Raw genomic sequence first — 17,800 nt, forward strand, 5'->3', positions numbered from 1 at the left:
GCTGGCGCGCCTGGCCGAATCCCGAATCCCGATTCCCGATTCCCGGGTTTCATCGGGAAGCCACCGCATCGACCACCCGCACTTCGCCGGTCAGCCACGACACGTTGACGTGCCACTCGCGCTGGCCGCTGTGCAAGGTGATGCGGCCACCAGTGGAGCTGCCGTCGGGGAAGAAGCGGATGCGCCCGGTGTGGTCGTTCGGCTGGTCTTCCTTCGCGCTGGTGATGCTGATGTGCATGCCGACGGGCAGCTGCACGTCGTGCCGCCTCGCATCGTCGTAGCTGTTCGCCCGGGTATCGACGTCGAAGTGCTGCTCCTGCCCGCGCACGATCGCCTGCGCCCGGGTCGCGCGCAGCGCGCCGGCCAGTTCGCCGCTGGCCGCGCGCACCCGCGCACCGGCCAGGCCCTGCGTCACCGACACCGACACCGCCGCCACCGCGATCCCGATCAGCAGGATCACCGCCAGCATTTCGAGCAGGGTGAAGCCCCCGCTCTTATGGAACAAGGCGCCTCGCGCCTTTGCCTCCTCCCCCGCTCCGCGGGGGAGGATTGAGGAGGGGGTAGCGCACTGCGCGCGCGGGGAACGGGAAACGGGGAACAGGGAATGGGCAGAGCAGGCAAGCGTGTGGGCGCACGCTTTTCCGATTCCCGATTCCCGAATCCCGATTCCCGGCTTCATTGCCAGTTGCCCACGTCCTTGCTGTAGCCGTCGCCGCCGGGCTTGCCGTCCTGGCCGTAGAAGATCAGGTCGAAGCTGCCGTTCTGGCCCGGATACTGGTAGCCGAAGGCATGGCCCCACGGGTCTTTCAGTTCGGAGGCCTTGGCATAGGGACCCTGCCAGTTCGCCGCGTTCGGTGGCCGGGTCACCAGGCCGTCGAGCTGCTGCGGCGGGGTGCCGTTGTCCAGCGCGTAGTTCTCGATCTTCTGGCTCAGCGTCATCAGCTGCGACTTGCCGGCGCCGTACTTGCCCTTGTCGACGTTCTTGCCGACCTGGGTCACCACCACCGCGCCGATGATGCCGATCAGCACGATCACCGCGAGCATTTCGAGCAGGGTGAAGCCCCCGCTCTTATGAAACAAGGCGCTTCTTGCCTTCGCCTCCTCCCCCGCTCCGCGGGGGAGGATTGAGGAGGGGGCAGCGCCCCGCGCGCGCCCGTGAATGGCGAATGGGGCTTGGGGAATGGGAGAAGCCAGGGTCGCCGCCTTGCGGGCTCTTGCCATTCCCGATTCTCGATTCCCTATTCCCTGCCCCACGAATTCCAAACGCTTCATCATTGCCCTACTCCTCGGTTACTGAATATTGCTGGTCAGACTCAACAGCGGCAGCAGGATCGCGGCCATGATGATCGCCACCAGCACGGTCATCACGATGGTCAGCGCCGGCACCAGTGCGGCCAGCAAACGATCGATCGCGCGTTTGGACTCAAGTTCAAACGTGTCGGCGACTTTCAGCAGCATGGTGTCGAGCTGGCCGGCTTCCTCGCCGACCTGCACCATCTGCATCGCCAGTCGGGGAAACAGCTTCGACTGGCCCAGCGCCAGGCTCAGGCCCGCGCCGCCCTTGACCTGTTCCTGCGCCGCGGCCAGCGCCGCGTCGAGCGCACGGTTGCCGGTGACCTGGCGCGCGATGCTCAGCGCATTCAGCAGCGGCACGCCGTTCTTCAGCAAGGTGCCCAGGGTGCGGGCGATCCGCGCCGTCTCCACCTTCAGCAGCAGCGGCCCGACCAGGCGCATGTGCAGCAGGCGGGCATGCCAGGCCTGCCGCGCCGCGGGATCGCGCAGGTGCGCGCGCCAGCCGAACAGGCCGCCGCCGAGCAGCAGCAGGATCAGCCACCACCAGGCCTGCAGCGTGTTGCCCACGGTCAGCACGGCCTGGGTGATCCACGGAATCGGTACCTGCATGTCCTCGAAGATCGGCACGAACTGCGGCACCACGTAGGCCAGCAGCAGCACCAGCGAACCGAGCACGCCGACCAGCAGGAAGGCCGGGTAGATCAGCGCATTGACGATGCTGCCGCGCATCGCCTGGGCGCGCTCGAGGTAGTCGGCCAGCCGGCGCAGGGTTTCCTCCAGCGAGCCGCCCGCTTCGCCGGCGCGCACCAGGCTCACGTAGAGCTTGGGAAACACGCCGTGTTCCTCGTCGAGCGCGGAGGACAGCGTGTTGCCGCCCCGCACGCGATCGCGCACGCGTTCGATCAGCTTCTTCGCGTGCTCGCCCTCGGGCAGGTCGAGCAGGATGCCCAGCGCGCGATCCAGCGGCTGGCCGGCGCCCAATAGGGTCGCCAGCTGATGGGTGAACTGGGCCAGCTGGTCGCCGTTGAACGGCCCGCGCTTGAACAGCGCGGCAAACCCGCTGCCACCGCCCGCACCATCGGCCGGCAGCGCTTCCAGCGGCGTATGGCCCTGGTCCTGCAACCGGCCGATCACTTCCTCGACACTGGCCGCTTCCATCTGCCCCTGCAGCGTCTCGCCGGCGTCGTTGACCGCCTTGTAACGGAACTGCGCCACCTCAGCCTTCCTGCGTCACGCGCAGGACCTCTTCCAGCGTGGTGATGCCGGCCACGGCCTTGGCGATGCCGTCCTCGTACATCGTGCGCATGCCTTCGGCACGGGCCTGCTTCTCGATGTCGCCCTCGTTCGCGCGCTGCATCACCAGACGGCGCAGCGGGTCGCTCATGGTGAGGAACTCCATGATCGCGCGACGGCCGCGATAGCCACTGGGATTCGCCGCGCTGGTGCCGGGCTTCCACAGGCGGATCGGGCGTTCGTCGGTGTATTTCTCCAGCTCGAACTGTTCGATCACCTCGGGCAACGCCTCGTAGGCAATCGCGGTTTCCGGATCGAGCCGGCGCACCAGCCGCTGCGCCAGGATGCCGTTGATGGTGGAGCCGAGCAGGTAATCCTCCACGCCCATGTCGAGCAGGCGGGTGACGCCGCCGGCCGCGCTGTTGGTGTGCAGCGTGGACAGCACCAGGTGGCCGGTGAGCGCGGACTGGATCGCGATGCGGCAGGTCTCCAGGTCGCGCATTTCGCCGATCATGATCACGTCCGGGTCCTGGCGCATGATCGAGCGCAGGGCGCCGGAGAAATCCAGCCCGATCTGCGGCTTCACCTGGATCTGGTTGATGCCTTCGAGCTGGTATTCGACCGGGTCCTCGACGGTGATGATCTTCACGTCGTTGGTGTTGATCTGGCTCAGCGCGGTGTACAGCGTGGTGGTCTTGCCCGAACCGGTGGGGCCGGTGACCAGCAGGATGCCGTGCGGCTTGTTCAGCACCTCGACGAAGCGCTGCTTGAAACTGTCGGTGAAGCCCAGCGATTCGAAATCGAATACCACCGATTCGCGGTCCAGGATGCGCATCACCACCGATTCGCCGAAGCTGGTCGGCACGGTGGACACGCGCAGGTCCAGTTCCTTGCCCTGCACGCGCAACTGGATGCGGCCGTCCTGCGGCAGGCGGCGCTCGGCGATGTTGAGCCGCGCCATGATCTTCACGCGCGAAATCACCGCGGCGGTCGACGACGACGGCGGCGCTTCCACTTCATGCAGTACGCCATCGATGCGGTAACGCACCTTCAGCCGGTTCTCGAACGGTTCGATGTGCACGTCGGACGCGCGCTGTTCCACCGCGCGCTGCAGGATCAGGTTCACCAGCCGGATCACCGGCGCCTCGGAGGCGAGGTCGCGCAGGTGTTCGACGTCGTCCTCCTCGGCGGCGCTGCCGTCGAGGTTCTCCACGATGGTGCCCATCGCCGAGCGGCCGGACCCGTAGTAGCGCTCGATCAGGCCATCGATTTCCGAACGCAGGCCCACCCGCAATGCCACCGGGCGCCCGGCGGCCAGCTGCACCGCCTGCAATGGATACGGATCGGCCGGATCGGCGACGATCAACGCCAGCCCGTGGGCTTCGTCCTGCACCGGCACCACGTGCTGCTGCTTGAGGAAACGCAGCGACACGTCGAGATCCGCCGGCGGCAGTTCCGGCGCATCGCGCGCGGACAGCAGCGGCACCTGCAGCAGCTCGGCCCAGCCCTCGGCCAGGTCGCGCTCGGACACCAGGCCAAGACGCGCCATCAGCGTGGTCAGCGTGCCCTCGGTCGACTCCTCGTGCAGCCGGCGCGCGCGCACCAGATCGCCCTCCTTCAGGCGACCACGCGCCACCAGCCACGCGCAGACTTCCGCCTCGCGATCCTCCACGGCCATGCCCGCCCCGCCGACCGCCGGCTTAATCACTGCCGACATCCTCCACCCCGCTTGAGTGCACGCGAAACCGTCGACGCCCCAGGGCGAAAACGGCAAACGTCATAGGTATCACATCCGGCCGGGCGCATGCGAATGGCCCGGGATTCGGCCCGCACGCCGTTCATCCCTGGCGCGGCCCTCCATTGTGCCGAGTTCACCGGCGCAATGGCGGCATCGCGCCTAGGAAAAATTCCTGTTCGGCACTGTTTCGGTTGCCAGGCCGCCAGGTTCCTTCGAAACTGCCGAAGCCGTCGCAAAGTCATCGCCCCGCGCCGGGGTATGACTGATCTGTCATTGCGCCGTCACGGACAGTGGTCAGGTTCCGGGAGGGGGAATCCGCCATCACATCGAGGGGAATCACGTCATGATGCCTATGCGTCGCGCCGCGGGAATGGCGCTGTGTCTGTTTGCCGCGGCGCTTCCCGCGCTGGCCGCGGATCTCACGATCAGCAACTTCCGCGTACGCGGACCGTCCGGCGGCAACGACGAATTCGTCGAGCTGCACAATGGTTCGCCCAGTGCGCTCGACGTGGGCGGCTACACCCTGCTCGGCTCGAACGACAGCGGCACCACCGGCACGCGTGCGACGCTGCCGTCGGGCACGTCGATCGCGCCAGGCTGCTACCTGTTGCTGACCAACGGCGCCAGCAGCGGCTATTCCGGCAGCGTGGGCGGCGACGTGATCTACAAGACCGGCATCACCGACACCGGCGGCCTGGCGATCGCCGATGCCGGTGGCACGGTGCTGGACCAGGTCGGCCTCAGCGGCGGCTCGGCCTATGGCGAAGGCACGCGGCTGGCCTCGCTGGGCTCGACCAACGCCGACCGCTCGTATGCCCGCATCAGCAACGCGGCCGGGCTGGTGCAGGACACCGGCGACAACGCGGCGGACTTCAGCCTGCAGTCGCCCTCGGTGCCGCACAACGCCGGCAGCAGCTGTTCGGACCTCGGCCTCGGCGTGTCGGTGGCCGATGCGGTGATCAACGAAGGCGACGGCGGCACCACCGCGCTCGACTTCAGCCTCACCCTGAGCAAGCCGGCACCGTCGCCGGTGCAGGTGCGCTTCCGCACGGCCGATGGCGCCGCCACCGTCGCCGATGGCGACTACGACGCGGTGGACCAGGTGGTGACCTTCGCCGCCGGTGACACGGTGCAGAAGGTCACCGTCACCGTGCACGGCGACACGAAGATCGAACCCGACGAGGATTTCGCGGTGCAGCTGAGCGAGCCGTCCAGCGGCCTGGCGATTGCCCGCGGCGAGGCGATCGGCGGCATCCTCAACGACGATGCGGCCCAGGTCGAGATCTTCCAGATCCAGGGCAACGGCGACAGCTCGCCGTTCACCGGCCAGCCGGTGATCACCCGCAACAACATCGTCACCAGCGTCGGCCCGGCCGGCTTCACCATGCAGACGCCGGATCGCCGCGACGACCACGTCCGGCTGACCTCGAACGGCGTGTACGTGTTCACCGGCAGCGCACCGACAGTGAAACTCGGCGACGCGGTGGACGTGCGTGCCCGCGTGGCCGAGTACTACGGGCTGACCGAACTGACCGGCGCCAGCATCAGCGTGCTCAGCTCGGGCAACCGGCTGCCACAGCCGGTGCTGTTCGGTCGCAACCTGCCGTCGACCGATCCGGCGAACCTGTCCTGCGGCACGACCAATTTCGAATGCTTCGAGGGCATGCGCATCCTGATCGTCAACGGCATCGTCGATCGCGGCAACCAGCGCTACGGCAGCGATCCCTTCGCCGAGGTCTTCGTCAGTGCCGGCGGCAGCCGTTCGCTGCGTTCGCAGGGCGTCACCTTCGGCCTGCCGGCCTCGGACATCCACTCCGGCGTGTGGGACGGCAACCCGGAAGTCTTCGAGATGGACGCCGATGCCCTCGGCGCGGTGCCGACCGGCACCGGGATCAACGGCGGCGCGCGGTTCATCGCCGAAGGCGTGATGAGCTACAGCTTCGGCGACTACGACTTCCAGCCCACCATGCTGCACATCCTCGATGCCAACACGATGCCGCGCCCGGTGCATGACTGGCGGGGCCCGGATGGCCTGCGGGTGGGCAACCTCAACATGCTGCGGCTGTGCGACACCGATGGCGGCAACAGCACCTACGAGTGCGGTGATGAAGGCACGCCGACGGCGGACGAATTGCAGCTCAAGCTGCAGCGCCTGTCCGCCTACATCGGCGGCGTGCTGAAGCTGCCCGACGTGCTGGGCGCCGAGGAGGTGGAAAACCTGCCCGTGCTCGAACAGCTGGCCGCGCAACTGAACAGCGACTACGGCGTGCACTACTCCGCGCACCTGGTCGACGGCCACGATCCCAGCGGCATCGACGTGGGCTTCCTGGTGCAGGACGACCGGGTGCAGATCGCCAGCGTGAGCCAGCTTGGCTACGACGCGACCTGGGTGGACCCGGGCACCGGCCAGTCGACCTATCTGCACGACCGTCCGCCATTGCTGCTCGAAGGCACCAAACTGGGCAAGGGCAGCTTCTCGTTCCGCCTGATGGTGGTGCATCCGAAGTCGCTGATCGGCGTGGATGGCGGGGCGGATGCCACGCGCAACCGCCTCAAGCGCTTCAACGGCGCGGTGGACATCGCCCAGCGCGTGCAGGCGCTGCAGACCGACGCGAAGTCCGCTTTCGAACCGCTGGTGGTGCTGGGCGACTTCAACGCCTATCCGTTCACCGACGGCTGGACCGACGTGGTCGGCGCGATCGCCGGCACCTACGACGACAGCGCCAACCTGCTCGACCTCGGTGGCAACATCGTGAAGCCGGCGTTGTGGAACGCGGTGCAGTCGGTGGCCCCCAACGACCGTTACTCGTTCCTGTTCACCCAGCAGCTTGGCGAGATCCAGGGCTACCAGAGCACCGGCTCGTTCGACTCCGGCCGCGATGTTCCGGTGGCCCAGGTGCTCGACCAGGCGTTGCTTGATCGCCTCGCCCAGCGCTGCTTCCGCGGTTTCGAATACGGTCGCGGCAATCTCGATGCGCCCGACCAGACCCAGGACGACGCGGCCGGCGAAACCGGCATTCGCAAGGCCATCGGGGTTTCCGACCACGACGGCTTCGTGCTCGACCTGGCCTGCCCCGGGCTGGGGCACGGGCACCACTGAGGCTTCATCGCGTCACGGCAGAAAGGCCCGCCCAGGCGGGCCTTTCCTTTTGCGGCGTGCGCATGGCGGCGCGGAAGCGTGACCGCTGCCGCGCGCGACGGCGGTGGGCCTCGACCACAAAAAAACCGGCGCCACGTGGGCGCCGGTTCCTGTCGTGCATGTCCGGGCCCGTATCGCGGGGCCCGGCGGCCTGATTTACCAGCCGATACCCACGCCCACGCCACCGGAGGTCTCATTGCCGGTTACCGCGGCACCGAAGGTCAGGTTGGCCTTCGGCGACAACTGCCGCGAGTAGCCCACCGCCAGCGCTGCGCGGTTGCCGTAGCCACCCATGCCCACGCCCACCCGGTTCGGCGTGTTGATGCCCTGGGTGCTGAACGCCATCTGCGCCATCGCCGCGCCCATCGCGCCAACCTGGTTCACGCGCTTGTCCATGGCACGGAAGCGGTTGTTGGTGTCGTTGCGCAGCGAGTTCACGTCCGCCGTGCTGGCGATGTTGGCGAACTTCTGGTCGGTGTACGCATTGGCGCTCTGCAGGGTCTGCTGGGCATTGGCGTCGCTATAGTCCTTCGCGCTGACCAGGGCTTGCTGCACCTGACCGTAGTTCGCCGCGTCGGTGGCCTGGGTACCGGCCGCCACGTTGGTGATCTGGCGGTTGTTTGCCGCCGTGCCCACCGACACCGAATTGGCTCGATCAGCCAGCGAGCCCTGGCCCAGGGCCACCGCACCGGCCGCCGTGGCCGAACTGCCCTGGCCGATCGCCGTGCCCGACGCCGCGCTCACCGATGCGCCTTCGCCGACCGCCACCGCATTGGTCGCCGTCGCCGCGATGGTGGTGTTGGCACCCACCGCGGTGCTGCCATCGGCATTCACCTTCGCATTGCCGCCGATGGCGGTGTCGTTCGGGCCCGCCGCGTAGCTGTCGCCGCCGATCGCCGTGCCATGGTCACCGCCCACTTCGGCATTCGAGCCGATCGCCACGCCACGCGAGCCGGCCAGCACCGAAGCGTCGTCGCTGCCATCGCCCACGGTGTCGATGCCGATCGCGCCCAGCTCCGCCGTGCTCTGCTGCAGGTCGCCGAGCTGTCCCTCGATCGTGTCGACCCGGCCATCCAGCGAACTGATGGCGGCGGTGTTCGTGGCGATGTCGGCCGTATTGGTCGCGATATCCGCGGTGTTGGTCGCGATGGCGGCGGTATTCGTGGCAATCGCCGCCGTGTTGGCGCTCACGTCCGAGCCCGTCTGCGTCACCTGCGTCTGCAACGCTTCCAGCTGGCCCAGGTTCACCGCATCCGTGGCCTCGGTGCCGTCAGCCACGTTGGTGATCTGGCGCTCGGAGCCGGCGCTGCCCACGGAGACCGTGTTGGCCCGGTCAGCCAGCGACTGCGCACCCAGCGCCACCGAGTTGTCCGCCGCCGCCTGCACCCAGGCCCCTGCACCCAGGGCCGTGCCGTTGATCGCATCGGCACCCGACAACCAGCCGAACGCCGCCGCGTTGTCGGCCGTGGCGTAGGCGCCCGCGCCGATCGCCGTGGTGCCCGCACCCGAGGCTTCGGTGATGAAACTGCCACCGGCCGCGCTGCCACCCAGCGCCACGCTTTCGTCACCGCTGGCGCTGCTGCTTTCGCCCACGGCGACACTGCTGACACCGTCGGCCGCCGCGAACGCGCCACTGGCCAGCGAATAGTCGCCATTGGCGCTGGCACCGTAACCGGTCGCCGTCGCCGCCACGCCGGCGGCAAAACTCTGCACGCCAACCGCCACGGTCGCTATCTGCGTCGCCGCTGCCCCGAAGCCCAGGGCGACGGATTGGTCACCGGTGGCCACCGACGTCGAGCCCACCGTGGTGGAATACTCGCCGGTCGCCGCCGATTCGGCGCCGACCGCCGTGGCATAGGTGCCCGGGGTATACGCCAGCGCACCCAGCGCGGTGGATTCGTCACCGTCGGCCTGTGCACCGATGCCCACCGACGACGCCGCCAGACCACTGGCGATCGCGCTGGCACCGATGGCGGTGCCGCCGTCGCCCGCCGTCGCCGCACCGGTGGTGCCGGTCAGGATGTTGGTCGCCTCTCCGCCGATCGCCACGCTGTCCGCACCGGTGGCCGTCGCGCCCGCGCCGTAGGCCGAGCTGTTGCCGCCGATGGCCTGGGCGCCGTTGCCGTACGCCGAGCTGTTGTCCGCCGCCGCGTGGCTGTCGCTGCCGGTCGCCACGCTGCCGATGCCGTCGGCCATCGCGTTCGCACCGCTGGCCACGCTGTTGTCGCCCGCCGCGACCGCGCCGTAACCGGTGGCCACGGAGAACACGCCCAGCGCGCTGCCGCCCCAACCGACCACGGTGGAACCTTCGCCCAGCGCCACGCTGCTCGCGCCTACCGCCGTGCTGTAGTCACCTTCGGCATCGGACTGGAAGCCGTAGGCCGAACTTTCCTCTCCGATCGCCACGCTGCTGCTGCCCGTCGCCGAAGAACCGGTGCCCAGCGCCAGGGCGCCGTTTCCGGTCGCCACGCTGTCGTCGCCCACTGCCGTGCTGAGGGCACCCGATGCGACCGCGCGGGCACCTGATGCCAGCGCGTCTTCCGTGCCGTCCGTGGCTCCGTCGGCACTGAAGAACTGGGTCGCGGAGGTGACCGCCGCCAGCTGGTCCATGTTCACCGCATCCGTACCTGCCGTACCGGCGGCCACGTTGGTGATCTGGCGCTCGGAGCCGGCGCTGCCCACGGAGACCGTGTTGGCCCGGTCAGCCAGCGACTGCGCACCCAGCGCCACCGAGTTGTCCGCCGCCGCCTGCACCCAGGCCCCTGCACCCAGGGCCGTGCCGTTGATCGCATCGGCACCCGACAACCAGCCGAACGCCGCCGCGTTGTCGGCCGTGGCGTAGGCGCCCGCGCCGATCGCCGTGGTGCCCGCACCCGAGGCTTCGGTGATGAAACTGCCACCGGCCGCGCTGCCACCCAGCGCCACGCTTTCGTCACCGCTGGCGCTGCTGCTTTCGCCCACGGCGACACTGCTGACACCGTCGGCCGCCGCGAACGCGCCACTGGCCAGCGAATAGTCGCCATTGGCGCTGGCACCGTAACCGGTCGCCGTCGCCGCCACGCCGGCGGCAAAACTCTGCACGCCAACCGCCACGGTCGCTATCTGCGTCGCCGCTGCCCCGAAGCCCAGGGCGACGGATTGGTCACCGGTGGCCACCGACGTCGAGCCCACCGTGGTGGAATACTCGCCGGTCGCCGCCGATTCGGCGCCGACCGCCGTGGCATAGGTGCCCGGGGTATACGCCAGCGCACCCAGCGCGGTGGATTCGTCACCGTCGGCCTGTGCACCGATGCCCACCGACGACGCCGCCAGACCACTGGCGATCGCGCTGGCACCGATGGCGGTGCCGCCGTCGCCCGCCGTCGCCGCACCGGTGGTGCCGGTCAGGATGTTGGTCGCCTCTCCGCCGATCGCCACGCTGTCCGCACCGGTGGCCGTCGCGCCCGCGCCGTAGGCCGAGCTGTTGCCGCCGATGGCCTGGGCGCCGTTGCCGTACGCCGAGCTGTTGTCCGCCGCCGCGTGGCTGTCGCTGCCGGTCGCCACGCTGCCGATGCCGTCGGCCATCGCGTTCGCACCGCTGGCCACGCTGTTGTCGCCCGCCGCGACCGCGCCGTAACCGGTGGCCACGGAGAACACGCCCAGCGCGCTGCCGCCCCAACCGACCACGGTGGAACCTTCGCCCAGCGCCACGCTGCTCGCGCCTACCGCCGTGCTGTAGTCACCTTCGGCATCGGACTGGAAGCCGTAGGCCGAACTTTCCTCTCCGATCGCCACGCTGTTGCTGCCCGTCGCCGAAGAGCCGATGCCCAGCGCCAGCGCACCGGCGCCAAAGGCTGCGCTGTCGTCGGACCCGGCGAAGCTGAGTGCGCCCACCGCCGTCGCACGATCACCGGTCGCGGAAGCATCCGGACCGCAGACGAAGGCGTCGTCACCGGATACCGCACCCGGCGTGCCCACATCGAGCTGGCACGTTGCGGGCAGGTTCTGGGCCGAGGCCGTGGCGACGGGAGCCAGTGCCAACGCACCGACCAGTGCAACCGCGCCGCAAACCAGCCCGACGGACCCTGCCTTGCCGCGCGTCGAGGCCAGCTCGGAAACGGCAACCATGGCGCCCAGCGTGCGGCTCCATACCTTCCTGTAAATCTTGTTCATGCAACACCTCGGCGGTTATGACATGCAACTCTATGGATGGCACCAGCCATGGCCTGCCGCGATGGCCCGGCCGCTGGTGCGAAAAATTCGGATTTGCCGATCGCCGGCAGACGCGATGCCACGCCTCGGAACGATGCGCCTGCCACGATGCGAAGCAATGGATTGCCTGGCCGCGACAGAACACCGACCCAGAGGAGCCTGGCAGGACGACCGGAGTCGTCGCTGCCAGGCGATCTGTGGCTTACCGCTGGGTGAAGTTGCCCAGCACCGTCACGCCGCTGTAGTCGGTCTCGCCGTATACGGTGAGGTAGTAGGTTCCCGCCACCGGACGCGTGATCATCACCGCCTCGCTGTTGGTGCGGGCATGCACCGACTTCCAGTCGTAGTCCGCCGGCGAAGCCTGCGAACCGAGCTTCACGTAGACCGTCACGTCACCCGTGCCGCCCAGTGTGCGCAGGCTCAAGCCCAGCGCCCCGGCCGGGACCTCCAGCGTGTACACCTTGCTCGAGGCCGCCGCACCGGATTGCCCCGGCACGGTCACGCCGGCGGAGATTTCCTGCGGCGCAAACGCACTCCACGCCTTCCACTGGTTCAGGGTTTCCGCATCACTGAGGCAGGCATTGAGGCTGCTGGCCTGATCGCCGGTGATGAGGCCGTCAGTGGCGAGGCCAGCCGCGTAGGCGCGCACCACCGGGCGATAGTCGCCCACCGTCGGAGCAGCACCGGCGATGATCCTGGCGTTGGCGACCACGTTGGCACCGATCACCACACCACCGGGCAGCCAGGTCGGGATACCGCTGTCGCAGTCCAGCAGGCTCTGCGTGCCCTCGTTCAACTGCCAGCCTTCGTCCTGGAACAGCGCCGGGGTCAGGTCAAGGTCGATGTGACCCGCCAGATCCGAGTTGATGGCGTATTCCATCAGCGCATTGGGAGTCAGGCGCGTGTCGTAATGCGAGAACGACGAGCCCTGCGCCAGCACGGTCGGTGCGTACAGCTGCACGTTGCCGGCCGCGTCGGCACCGGCCATCACGTCGCCGAGGACGAGAGCACCGGTCAGACCCGCCAGATTCGCCCGCAACGTGTTGCCGTCAGCCTGGCTGACCGAGATCACCGGGATGCTCGCCGTGATGGCGGGCACGATGGTGCCCGCGGCGTTGTTGGCAATGATCACGCCGGTCGCGCCGGCGGCGATGGCGTTGCCTGCCTTGATGTCGAAAGAGCAGGTGCCGCGATTGACCAGCACGAGATGACCGGCCACGTCGGCCGCGTTGGTGAACGGGTTGCAGCCCTCGAGGTTGCTGGTGCTGGGCGAAAGCGGGGGACTGATCGCCCCGATGATCGAGCCGCTGAAATTGGCCGGGGTTGCCGGAATCGGGCTGCTGCTCTGGTTGAAGGCATAGTCGCCGGCGGCACCCGCCGGTGCGGAGACACGCAGCGTGGTCACCTTGCCCAGTGCCAGCGGCGCCTGTTCTTTCACGTTGGCGCCGGTGAACACGAGGTTGCCGTCGTTGAGCGCCGAGGCGACACGCTGGGTCGGCGTCATCGCATACCAGCTCTTCTGCTGGGTATCGTCGTAGACGAAGGTCGTGTAGATGTCCTGGCGACCGACGCCATCGTTGCCCTGCAGCGGCTGGCCGGTGGTGAGGCTGCCGAAACCGGAGAAGCCCAGGCCGTGGGCCATCTCGTGCAGCACCACGTTGAGGAAGTCGATGCTGCCGGCCGGCTGCTTGCCATCCAGACCGAAGTACCAGCTGGAACCCTCGAGGCAACCGGTGGAACCGAGCGCGCCGTTGAAGCGTGCACGAATGTCCGCTGCGCCGTCGCCCGCATCCTCGCCGGCGAGCGAATCAAACAGCGCCGAGTGATACCAGGTATTGGCGACCGCGCCCTGTGGTGCCGGTGCCGCGAACGAGTAGATGTTGGTGGTGCCCGCCGAGCCAAGCACGCCCGAAGTGGCGTCGCAGCTGAGCTTGGCGAAGCTGGCGCTGACCGTGACCGGAACGTCGCTCTGCAGCACCGCGCCCCATATGTCGGCCGCGAACTTGAACACGATCTGTGCCTGCTCGCCGCGCGTGGTACCCGGATTGCCACCAACCGGCGTGGCGGGCGTCGGATCATCCAGGCCCTGGCCGGTGCCGACGTCCTGGTTGGAGATCTTGATGTCGGCGGCTGACACCTGGCCGGCCATGAAGATCAGGCCGAGACCGAGGAATGCATTGAACATGCGGTTGCGGCGGATCATTTCGTCACCTCCACCGATGCCGGGGCGCTCTGGGTGTCACCCTCGTGATGGATGCTCAGGCTGCCATCGGCGCGACGTTCGGCGACCAGGCTGCTCATGAGATTCTCCGGCAGGGCCATGCCCACCGCGGCATGCCCATTCCTGAGCTTGAAGGTATGGAAGGTGGCGCGAGCCTCGGCCTCGTTGCGGGGCGCGGCCGGCTGGCCAAGGGTGCGCTTCGAAGACGCCGTCGCGGACTGCTGCAGCATCGCCCGCGACAATGCCGCGCGCTGCTCCGGCGTGGGGGCCACGAGCTGGCCGGTCGGCGAAATCGCCACCTGCACGCCCTGCACCGTTACCGATGTTGCCTGCGCCGCCGTCTGTGGTTCGGCCGCGGTGGCCGCCGTGGCGACGATCAGTCCAGCCAGCGCCAGACCCGAACCGCGCGCTACCCATTTCTTGTCCATGCAATCCCTCCCGTTGAAAGCCGCACCTCGTTCGAGGCGTGCAAAAGCCCGTCACGCGCATTTCCACGCGTGCTGTTGAATGTCCTGGTTGGGGATTTGACGGAATCATGCGAAAGCTCCCCCCTCGCACGACGCCTGCCCCACGACGTCAGGAATGTGACGCCGTCGCTTGAAACTATCGCAAGTTCCAGCGGTGGTCAACGCGACTTTTTCCGGGTGACCGGGGTTCACCTGGCAGGTACGCGAGACCGCCATCCGCAGGTGAGCACGACCACGTAAGCGTTCCCGCGGCCGGTCGCATGTTGCGTTGCGCCGAGAAACCCCGACTCAGCACCGTCCCGCACGGCGGACCTTCACCCATTCAGGCAAAACGTACCGGATGGAGGCACGCAAACAGGGACCCGGCGGCGCGGTTCTGGCAACATGATCGACGAATGTCCCGGAAAAACGCATGTCTCTCATCGATATCGGCGCCAACCTCACCCACGAGTCCTTCCACCACGATCTGGATGCTGTGATGCAACGTGCGCAGGCGCACGGCGTGGACCGGATGATCGTCACCGGCGCGTCGCGCGACGGCAGCGCCAGCGCCCGCGTGCTGGCGGCCCGGCATCCGGCCCGGCTGTTTGCCACGGCTGGCGTCCATCCCCATCACGCCGTCGAATACGACGACGCCACCGACGCGGCGCTGCGCGAGTTCGCGCAGGACCCCGCGGTGGTGGCCATCGGCGAAACCGGCCTGGACTACAACCGCAACTACTCGCCACGCGGGGTGCAGCTGCAGGTGTTCGAACGGCAGCTGCAGCTGGCGGTGGACGTGGGCAAGCCGCTGTTCCTGCACCAGCGCGACGCCCACGGCGACTTCGTCGCCCTGCTCGCCCGCTACCGCGACAAGGTCCCGGGGGTGGTGGTGCACTGCTTCACCGATACCGGCGAGGCGCTGGGCGACTACCTGGCGCTGGACTGCCACATCGGCATCACCGGCTGGATCTGCGACGAACGCCGGGGCACCCACCTGCGCGAGCTGGTGCGCGGGATTCCGGCGAACCGGCTGATGATCGAGACGGACGCGCCCTACCTGCTGCCGCGCACGGTGCGCCCGCAGCCCGCGCACCGACGCAACGAGCCGATGTACCTGAAGCACATCTGCGAGGAAATCGCCCGCGATCGCGGCGAGAGCGCGGCGGTGACGGCGGCGAACAGCACCGCGACGGCCGAGGCGTTCTTCGGACTGCCGCGCACCTCGTGACAGGCGGCATAGCGGGCGCGGCGGGTCAGTCCGCCAGCACGCGCGTCTCGCCCGGGGCGAGGCCGGCCAGCCGGTGTTCGCCGATCTGCACGCGGATCAGGCGCAGGGTCGGAAACCCGGCTGCGGCGGTCATCCGGCGCACCTGCCGGTTGCGTCCTTCGCGCAGCGTGAGGCTGATCCAGCTGGTCGGGATCGCCTTGCGAAAGCGCACCGGCGGCTTGCGCGGCCACAGCCATGCCGGCTCGTCGACCAGCCTCGCCTCGGCCGGCAGGGTCGGGCCATCGCTCAGCACCAGCCCTCGCGCAAGCGCCTGCAGCGCCGCCTCATCGATGCTGCCGTCGAGCTGCGCCAGATAGGTCTTGGCCTGCTTGTGGCGGGGATCGGTGAGCCGATGGGCGAGGCGGCCGTCGTCGGTCAGCAGCAACAGGCCCTCGCTGTCCTGATCCAGCCGTCCAGCCGCATAGACGTCCTTTTGCACGACGAAATCCGCCAGCGTCGGACGACCGCGATCATCGGTGAACTGGCAGAGCACGCCGTAAGGCTTGTTGAGGGCGATCAGCATGTGGGCGTGACAGCGCAGCGCATCAGGCCATGCTCAATGCGCTTCGTTTCCGGCGGGCGCCGTCGGCTTGACGAACTTCAGCGTCATCCGGTCCGACTCGCCGATCGCCTGGTACTTCGCCTTGTCCTGGTCGCCCAGGGTCAGGGTCGGCGGCAGGGTCCAGACGCCCTTCGGATAGTCCTTCGTGTCTTTCGGATTCGCGTTGACCTCGCTGCTTTCCTCCAGCACGAAGCCGGCATCGGTCGCCAGCTTCACCACGTACGGCGTGGGCAGGTAGCCGCTGCCTTTCACCGCATCGATCACGGCGCCTTCGCCGGCGCGGTGATCGACCACGCCGAGCACGCCGCCGGGCCTGAGCACGTCGAAGAAGGCCTTGAACATGGCCGGCCCGGTGCCGGCCATGCCTTTATCGGCAGCAATCCAGTTGTGCACGTTGCGGAAGGTCAGCACCACGTCGGCCGAACCGGGCGCCCCGAACTTCGGCGCGGCGGCATCGAATTCGACGATGCGGGCGTTGCCGTAATGCGCCGGGTCGGCGGCGAATTTCCGACGCAACGCGCTGTCGTCGCTGCGTGCCTCGCTGTCGGCGGACGGGGCTTTCTCCGCGGCGATGTAGTGGCCGTTGTCGTTCAGCAGCGGCGCCAGGATTTCCGCGTACCAGCCGCCGCCCGGGGTGATCTCGATCACTGTCTGGTCGGGCCGCACGCCGAAGAACTGCAGGGTCGCCTTGGGATGGCGGTAGGCGTCGCGCGCGCGGTTGGCGGGCGAACGCCAGCTGCCGGCCAGCACGCTGTCCAGCTGCGAAGCGGTGAAGTCGCTGGCGCTGGTGGGCGGCACCAGCTCATCCACGGGCTGGTCCGACTCCACCGATCCGGCCGACGCGGCCTGTGCGCGGGCAGGCCCGGGCAGCAGCAGCGCGGATGCCAGCAGCAAGGTTGCCGCGATGCCGATCCCGGCAGGTTTCGCCGCTGCGGTTGCACGAATCATGGTCAACTCCCTGGCGTGTGGCGGAACGTTCGAACTTCCAATATCACGAAAACCATGTGCAATCCCGGTGCAGGCCTCAGGACGGACGCGGGCACACCGATTGCAGGCCGTCGATGTGTTCGTGCAGATCCGGCGCGATGCCCTGCCACATCGGGTCGAGGATGAAGTCGATGCCTTCGTAGCGGGCCAGCTTTGCGGCGGGGATGAAATCCGCGTCGCCGGCGATCAGGATGATCTGGTCGACCAGCTTCTTGTAGGTCAGCGCCGCGATGTCGATGCCGATCTTCATGTCGACCTGGGTCTGGCGCATGTCCGGCTCGAAATGCCCGTCATCCAGATCGTCCCAGCGCAGGCTGCCGTCGCGCAACTGCTGGTAGGCACTGCGCTTCAGCTGCCACTCGCCGCGCTCGGACAGGCGCCCCAGCCGCAGCGCCATCTTGCGCTGGCGACGCAACTGGTCGTGCAGCTCGCGGCGAAACGCGGCCGCGCCGGTACGGCCGAAGTCGACACTGTCGCCGCTGACCGGCTTGATGAAACTCTTTTCCAGCGGCGGGCAATCGTAGAAGAAGATCCGGTACAGCTGTTCGCGCGGGCGGTCGACCGCCTTCAGGTGTTCCAGCGCCATGCCGAACACGGTCTTGGCCACCGCGCGCGCATCACCGGCATCGCGCTCGCCGTAGACCTTGCGGTAGCGGGCAAGAAAGAAGGCACCGTCGACGAGGATGGCAGTGCGACTCATGGAACGACCCTGGGCATGAC

The 17,800-nt window shown here is 68.3% G+C and carries 12 protein-coding genes; 2 read left to right on the forward strand and 10 right to left on the reverse strand.

What is annotated here, in order from left to right; translation table 11 throughout:
- Window positions 1–49: 49 nt before the first annotated feature.
- The 4 genes from I6J77_RS16675 to gspE all read right to left on the reverse strand — a co-directional run bounded on the left by I6J77_RS16675 (window position 50) and on the right by gspE (window position 4,243).
- A complete protein-coding gene (locus tag I6J77_RS16675; RefSeq protein ID WP_239309307.1) occupies window positions 50–469 on the reverse strand; it encodes a GspH/FimT family pseudopilin in 420 nt (139 codons plus the stop codon).
- A gap of 206 nt (window positions 470–675) precedes the next feature.
- On the reverse strand, window positions 676–1,044 hold the full coding sequence (locus tag I6J77_RS16680; protein ID WP_007806842.1) for a type II secretion system protein GspG: 369 nt from the start codon (window positions 1,042–1,044) through the stop codon (window positions 676–678).
- Window positions 1,045–1,290: 246 nt separating this feature from the next.
- Window positions 1,291–2,508 carry a type II secretion system inner membrane protein GspF gene (gene gspF, locus I6J77_RS16685; RefSeq protein ID WP_204109906.1) on the reverse strand — a complete coding sequence of 406 codons (1,218 nt, stop codon included), beginning with the start codon at window positions 2,506–2,508 and terminating at the stop codon, window positions 1,291–1,293.
- 1 nt (window position 2,509) lies between these two features.
- A complete protein-coding gene (gene gspE, locus I6J77_RS16690; protein WP_204109907.1) occupies window positions 2,510–4,243 on the reverse strand; it encodes a type II secretion system ATPase GspE in 1,734 nt (577 codons plus the stop codon).
- 364 nt (window positions 4,244–4,607) lie between these two features.
- Here gspE and I6J77_RS16695 point away from each other — a divergent pair, with 364 nt between their 5' ends.
- The gene (locus I6J77_RS16695; protein ID WP_239309071.1) at window positions 4,608–7,364 is read left to right on the forward strand and encodes a Calx-beta domain-containing protein; all 2,757 of its coding nucleotides are present in this window, start codon (window positions 4,608–4,610) and stop codon (window positions 7,362–7,364) included.
- A 195-nt stretch (window positions 7,365–7,559) separates the two neighbouring features.
- Here the strand turns inward: I6J77_RS16695 and I6J77_RS16700 are convergent, their stop codons facing one another.
- From I6J77_RS16700 to I6J77_RS16710, 3 genes are all read right to left on the reverse strand, one after another.
- Window positions 7,560–11,555, reverse strand: a complete 3,996-nt coding sequence (locus I6J77_RS16700; RefSeq protein ID WP_204109908.1) for an ESPR-type extended signal peptide-containing protein — start codon at window positions 11,553–11,555, stop codon at window positions 7,560–7,562.
- 241 nt (window positions 11,556–11,796) lie between these two features.
- Window positions 11,797–13,797 carry a PA domain-containing protein gene (locus I6J77_RS16705; RefSeq protein WP_204109909.1) on the reverse strand — a complete coding sequence of 667 codons (2,001 nt, stop codon included), beginning with the start codon at window positions 13,795–13,797 and terminating at the stop codon, window positions 11,797–11,799.
- Entirely contained in the window at window positions 13,794–14,243 is a 450-nt protein-coding gene (locus I6J77_RS16710) for a hypothetical protein (protein ID WP_204109910.1), read from the reverse strand. Before I6J77_RS16710 ends, I6J77_RS16705 begins: the two co-directional genes overlap by 4 nt.
- Window positions 14,244–14,694: 451 nt before the next feature.
- Between I6J77_RS16710 and I6J77_RS16715 the strand changes: the two genes are divergently transcribed.
- Complete coding sequence (locus I6J77_RS16715) at window positions 14,695–15,492, forward strand: TatD family hydrolase (protein ID WP_204109911.1); 798 nt, start codon at window positions 14,695–14,697, stop codon at window positions 15,490–15,492.
- Between the two features lie 25 nt (window positions 15,493–15,517).
- Here I6J77_RS16715 and I6J77_RS16720 read toward each other — a convergent pair whose 3' ends face one another.
- From I6J77_RS16720 to I6J77_RS16730, 3 genes are all read right to left on the reverse strand, one after another.
- Window positions 15,518–16,054 (reverse strand): pseudouridine synthase, encoded by a 537-nt coding sequence (locus tag I6J77_RS16720; RefSeq protein ID WP_204109912.1) that lies wholly within the window; start codon window positions 16,052–16,054, stop codon window positions 15,518–15,520.
- Between the two features lie 33 nt (window positions 16,055–16,087).
- Window positions 16,088–17,041 carry a class I SAM-dependent methyltransferase gene (locus I6J77_RS16725; RefSeq protein ID WP_204109913.1) on the reverse strand — a complete coding sequence of 318 codons (954 nt, stop codon included), beginning with the start codon at window positions 17,039–17,041 and terminating at the stop codon, window positions 16,088–16,090.
- 76 nt (window positions 17,042–17,117) lie between these two features.
- Window positions 17,118–17,780, reverse strand: coding sequence for an NYN domain-containing protein (locus I6J77_RS16730; protein ID WP_204109914.1), 663 nt, complete (start codon window positions 17,778–17,780; stop codon window positions 17,118–17,120).
- Window positions 17,781–17,800: the final 20 nt, after the last annotated feature.

The organism is Rhodanobacter sp. FDAARGOS 1247 (assembly GCF_016889805.1).
Lineage (GTDB): Bacteria > Pseudomonadota > Gammaproteobacteria > Xanthomonadales > Rhodanobacteraceae > Rhodanobacter.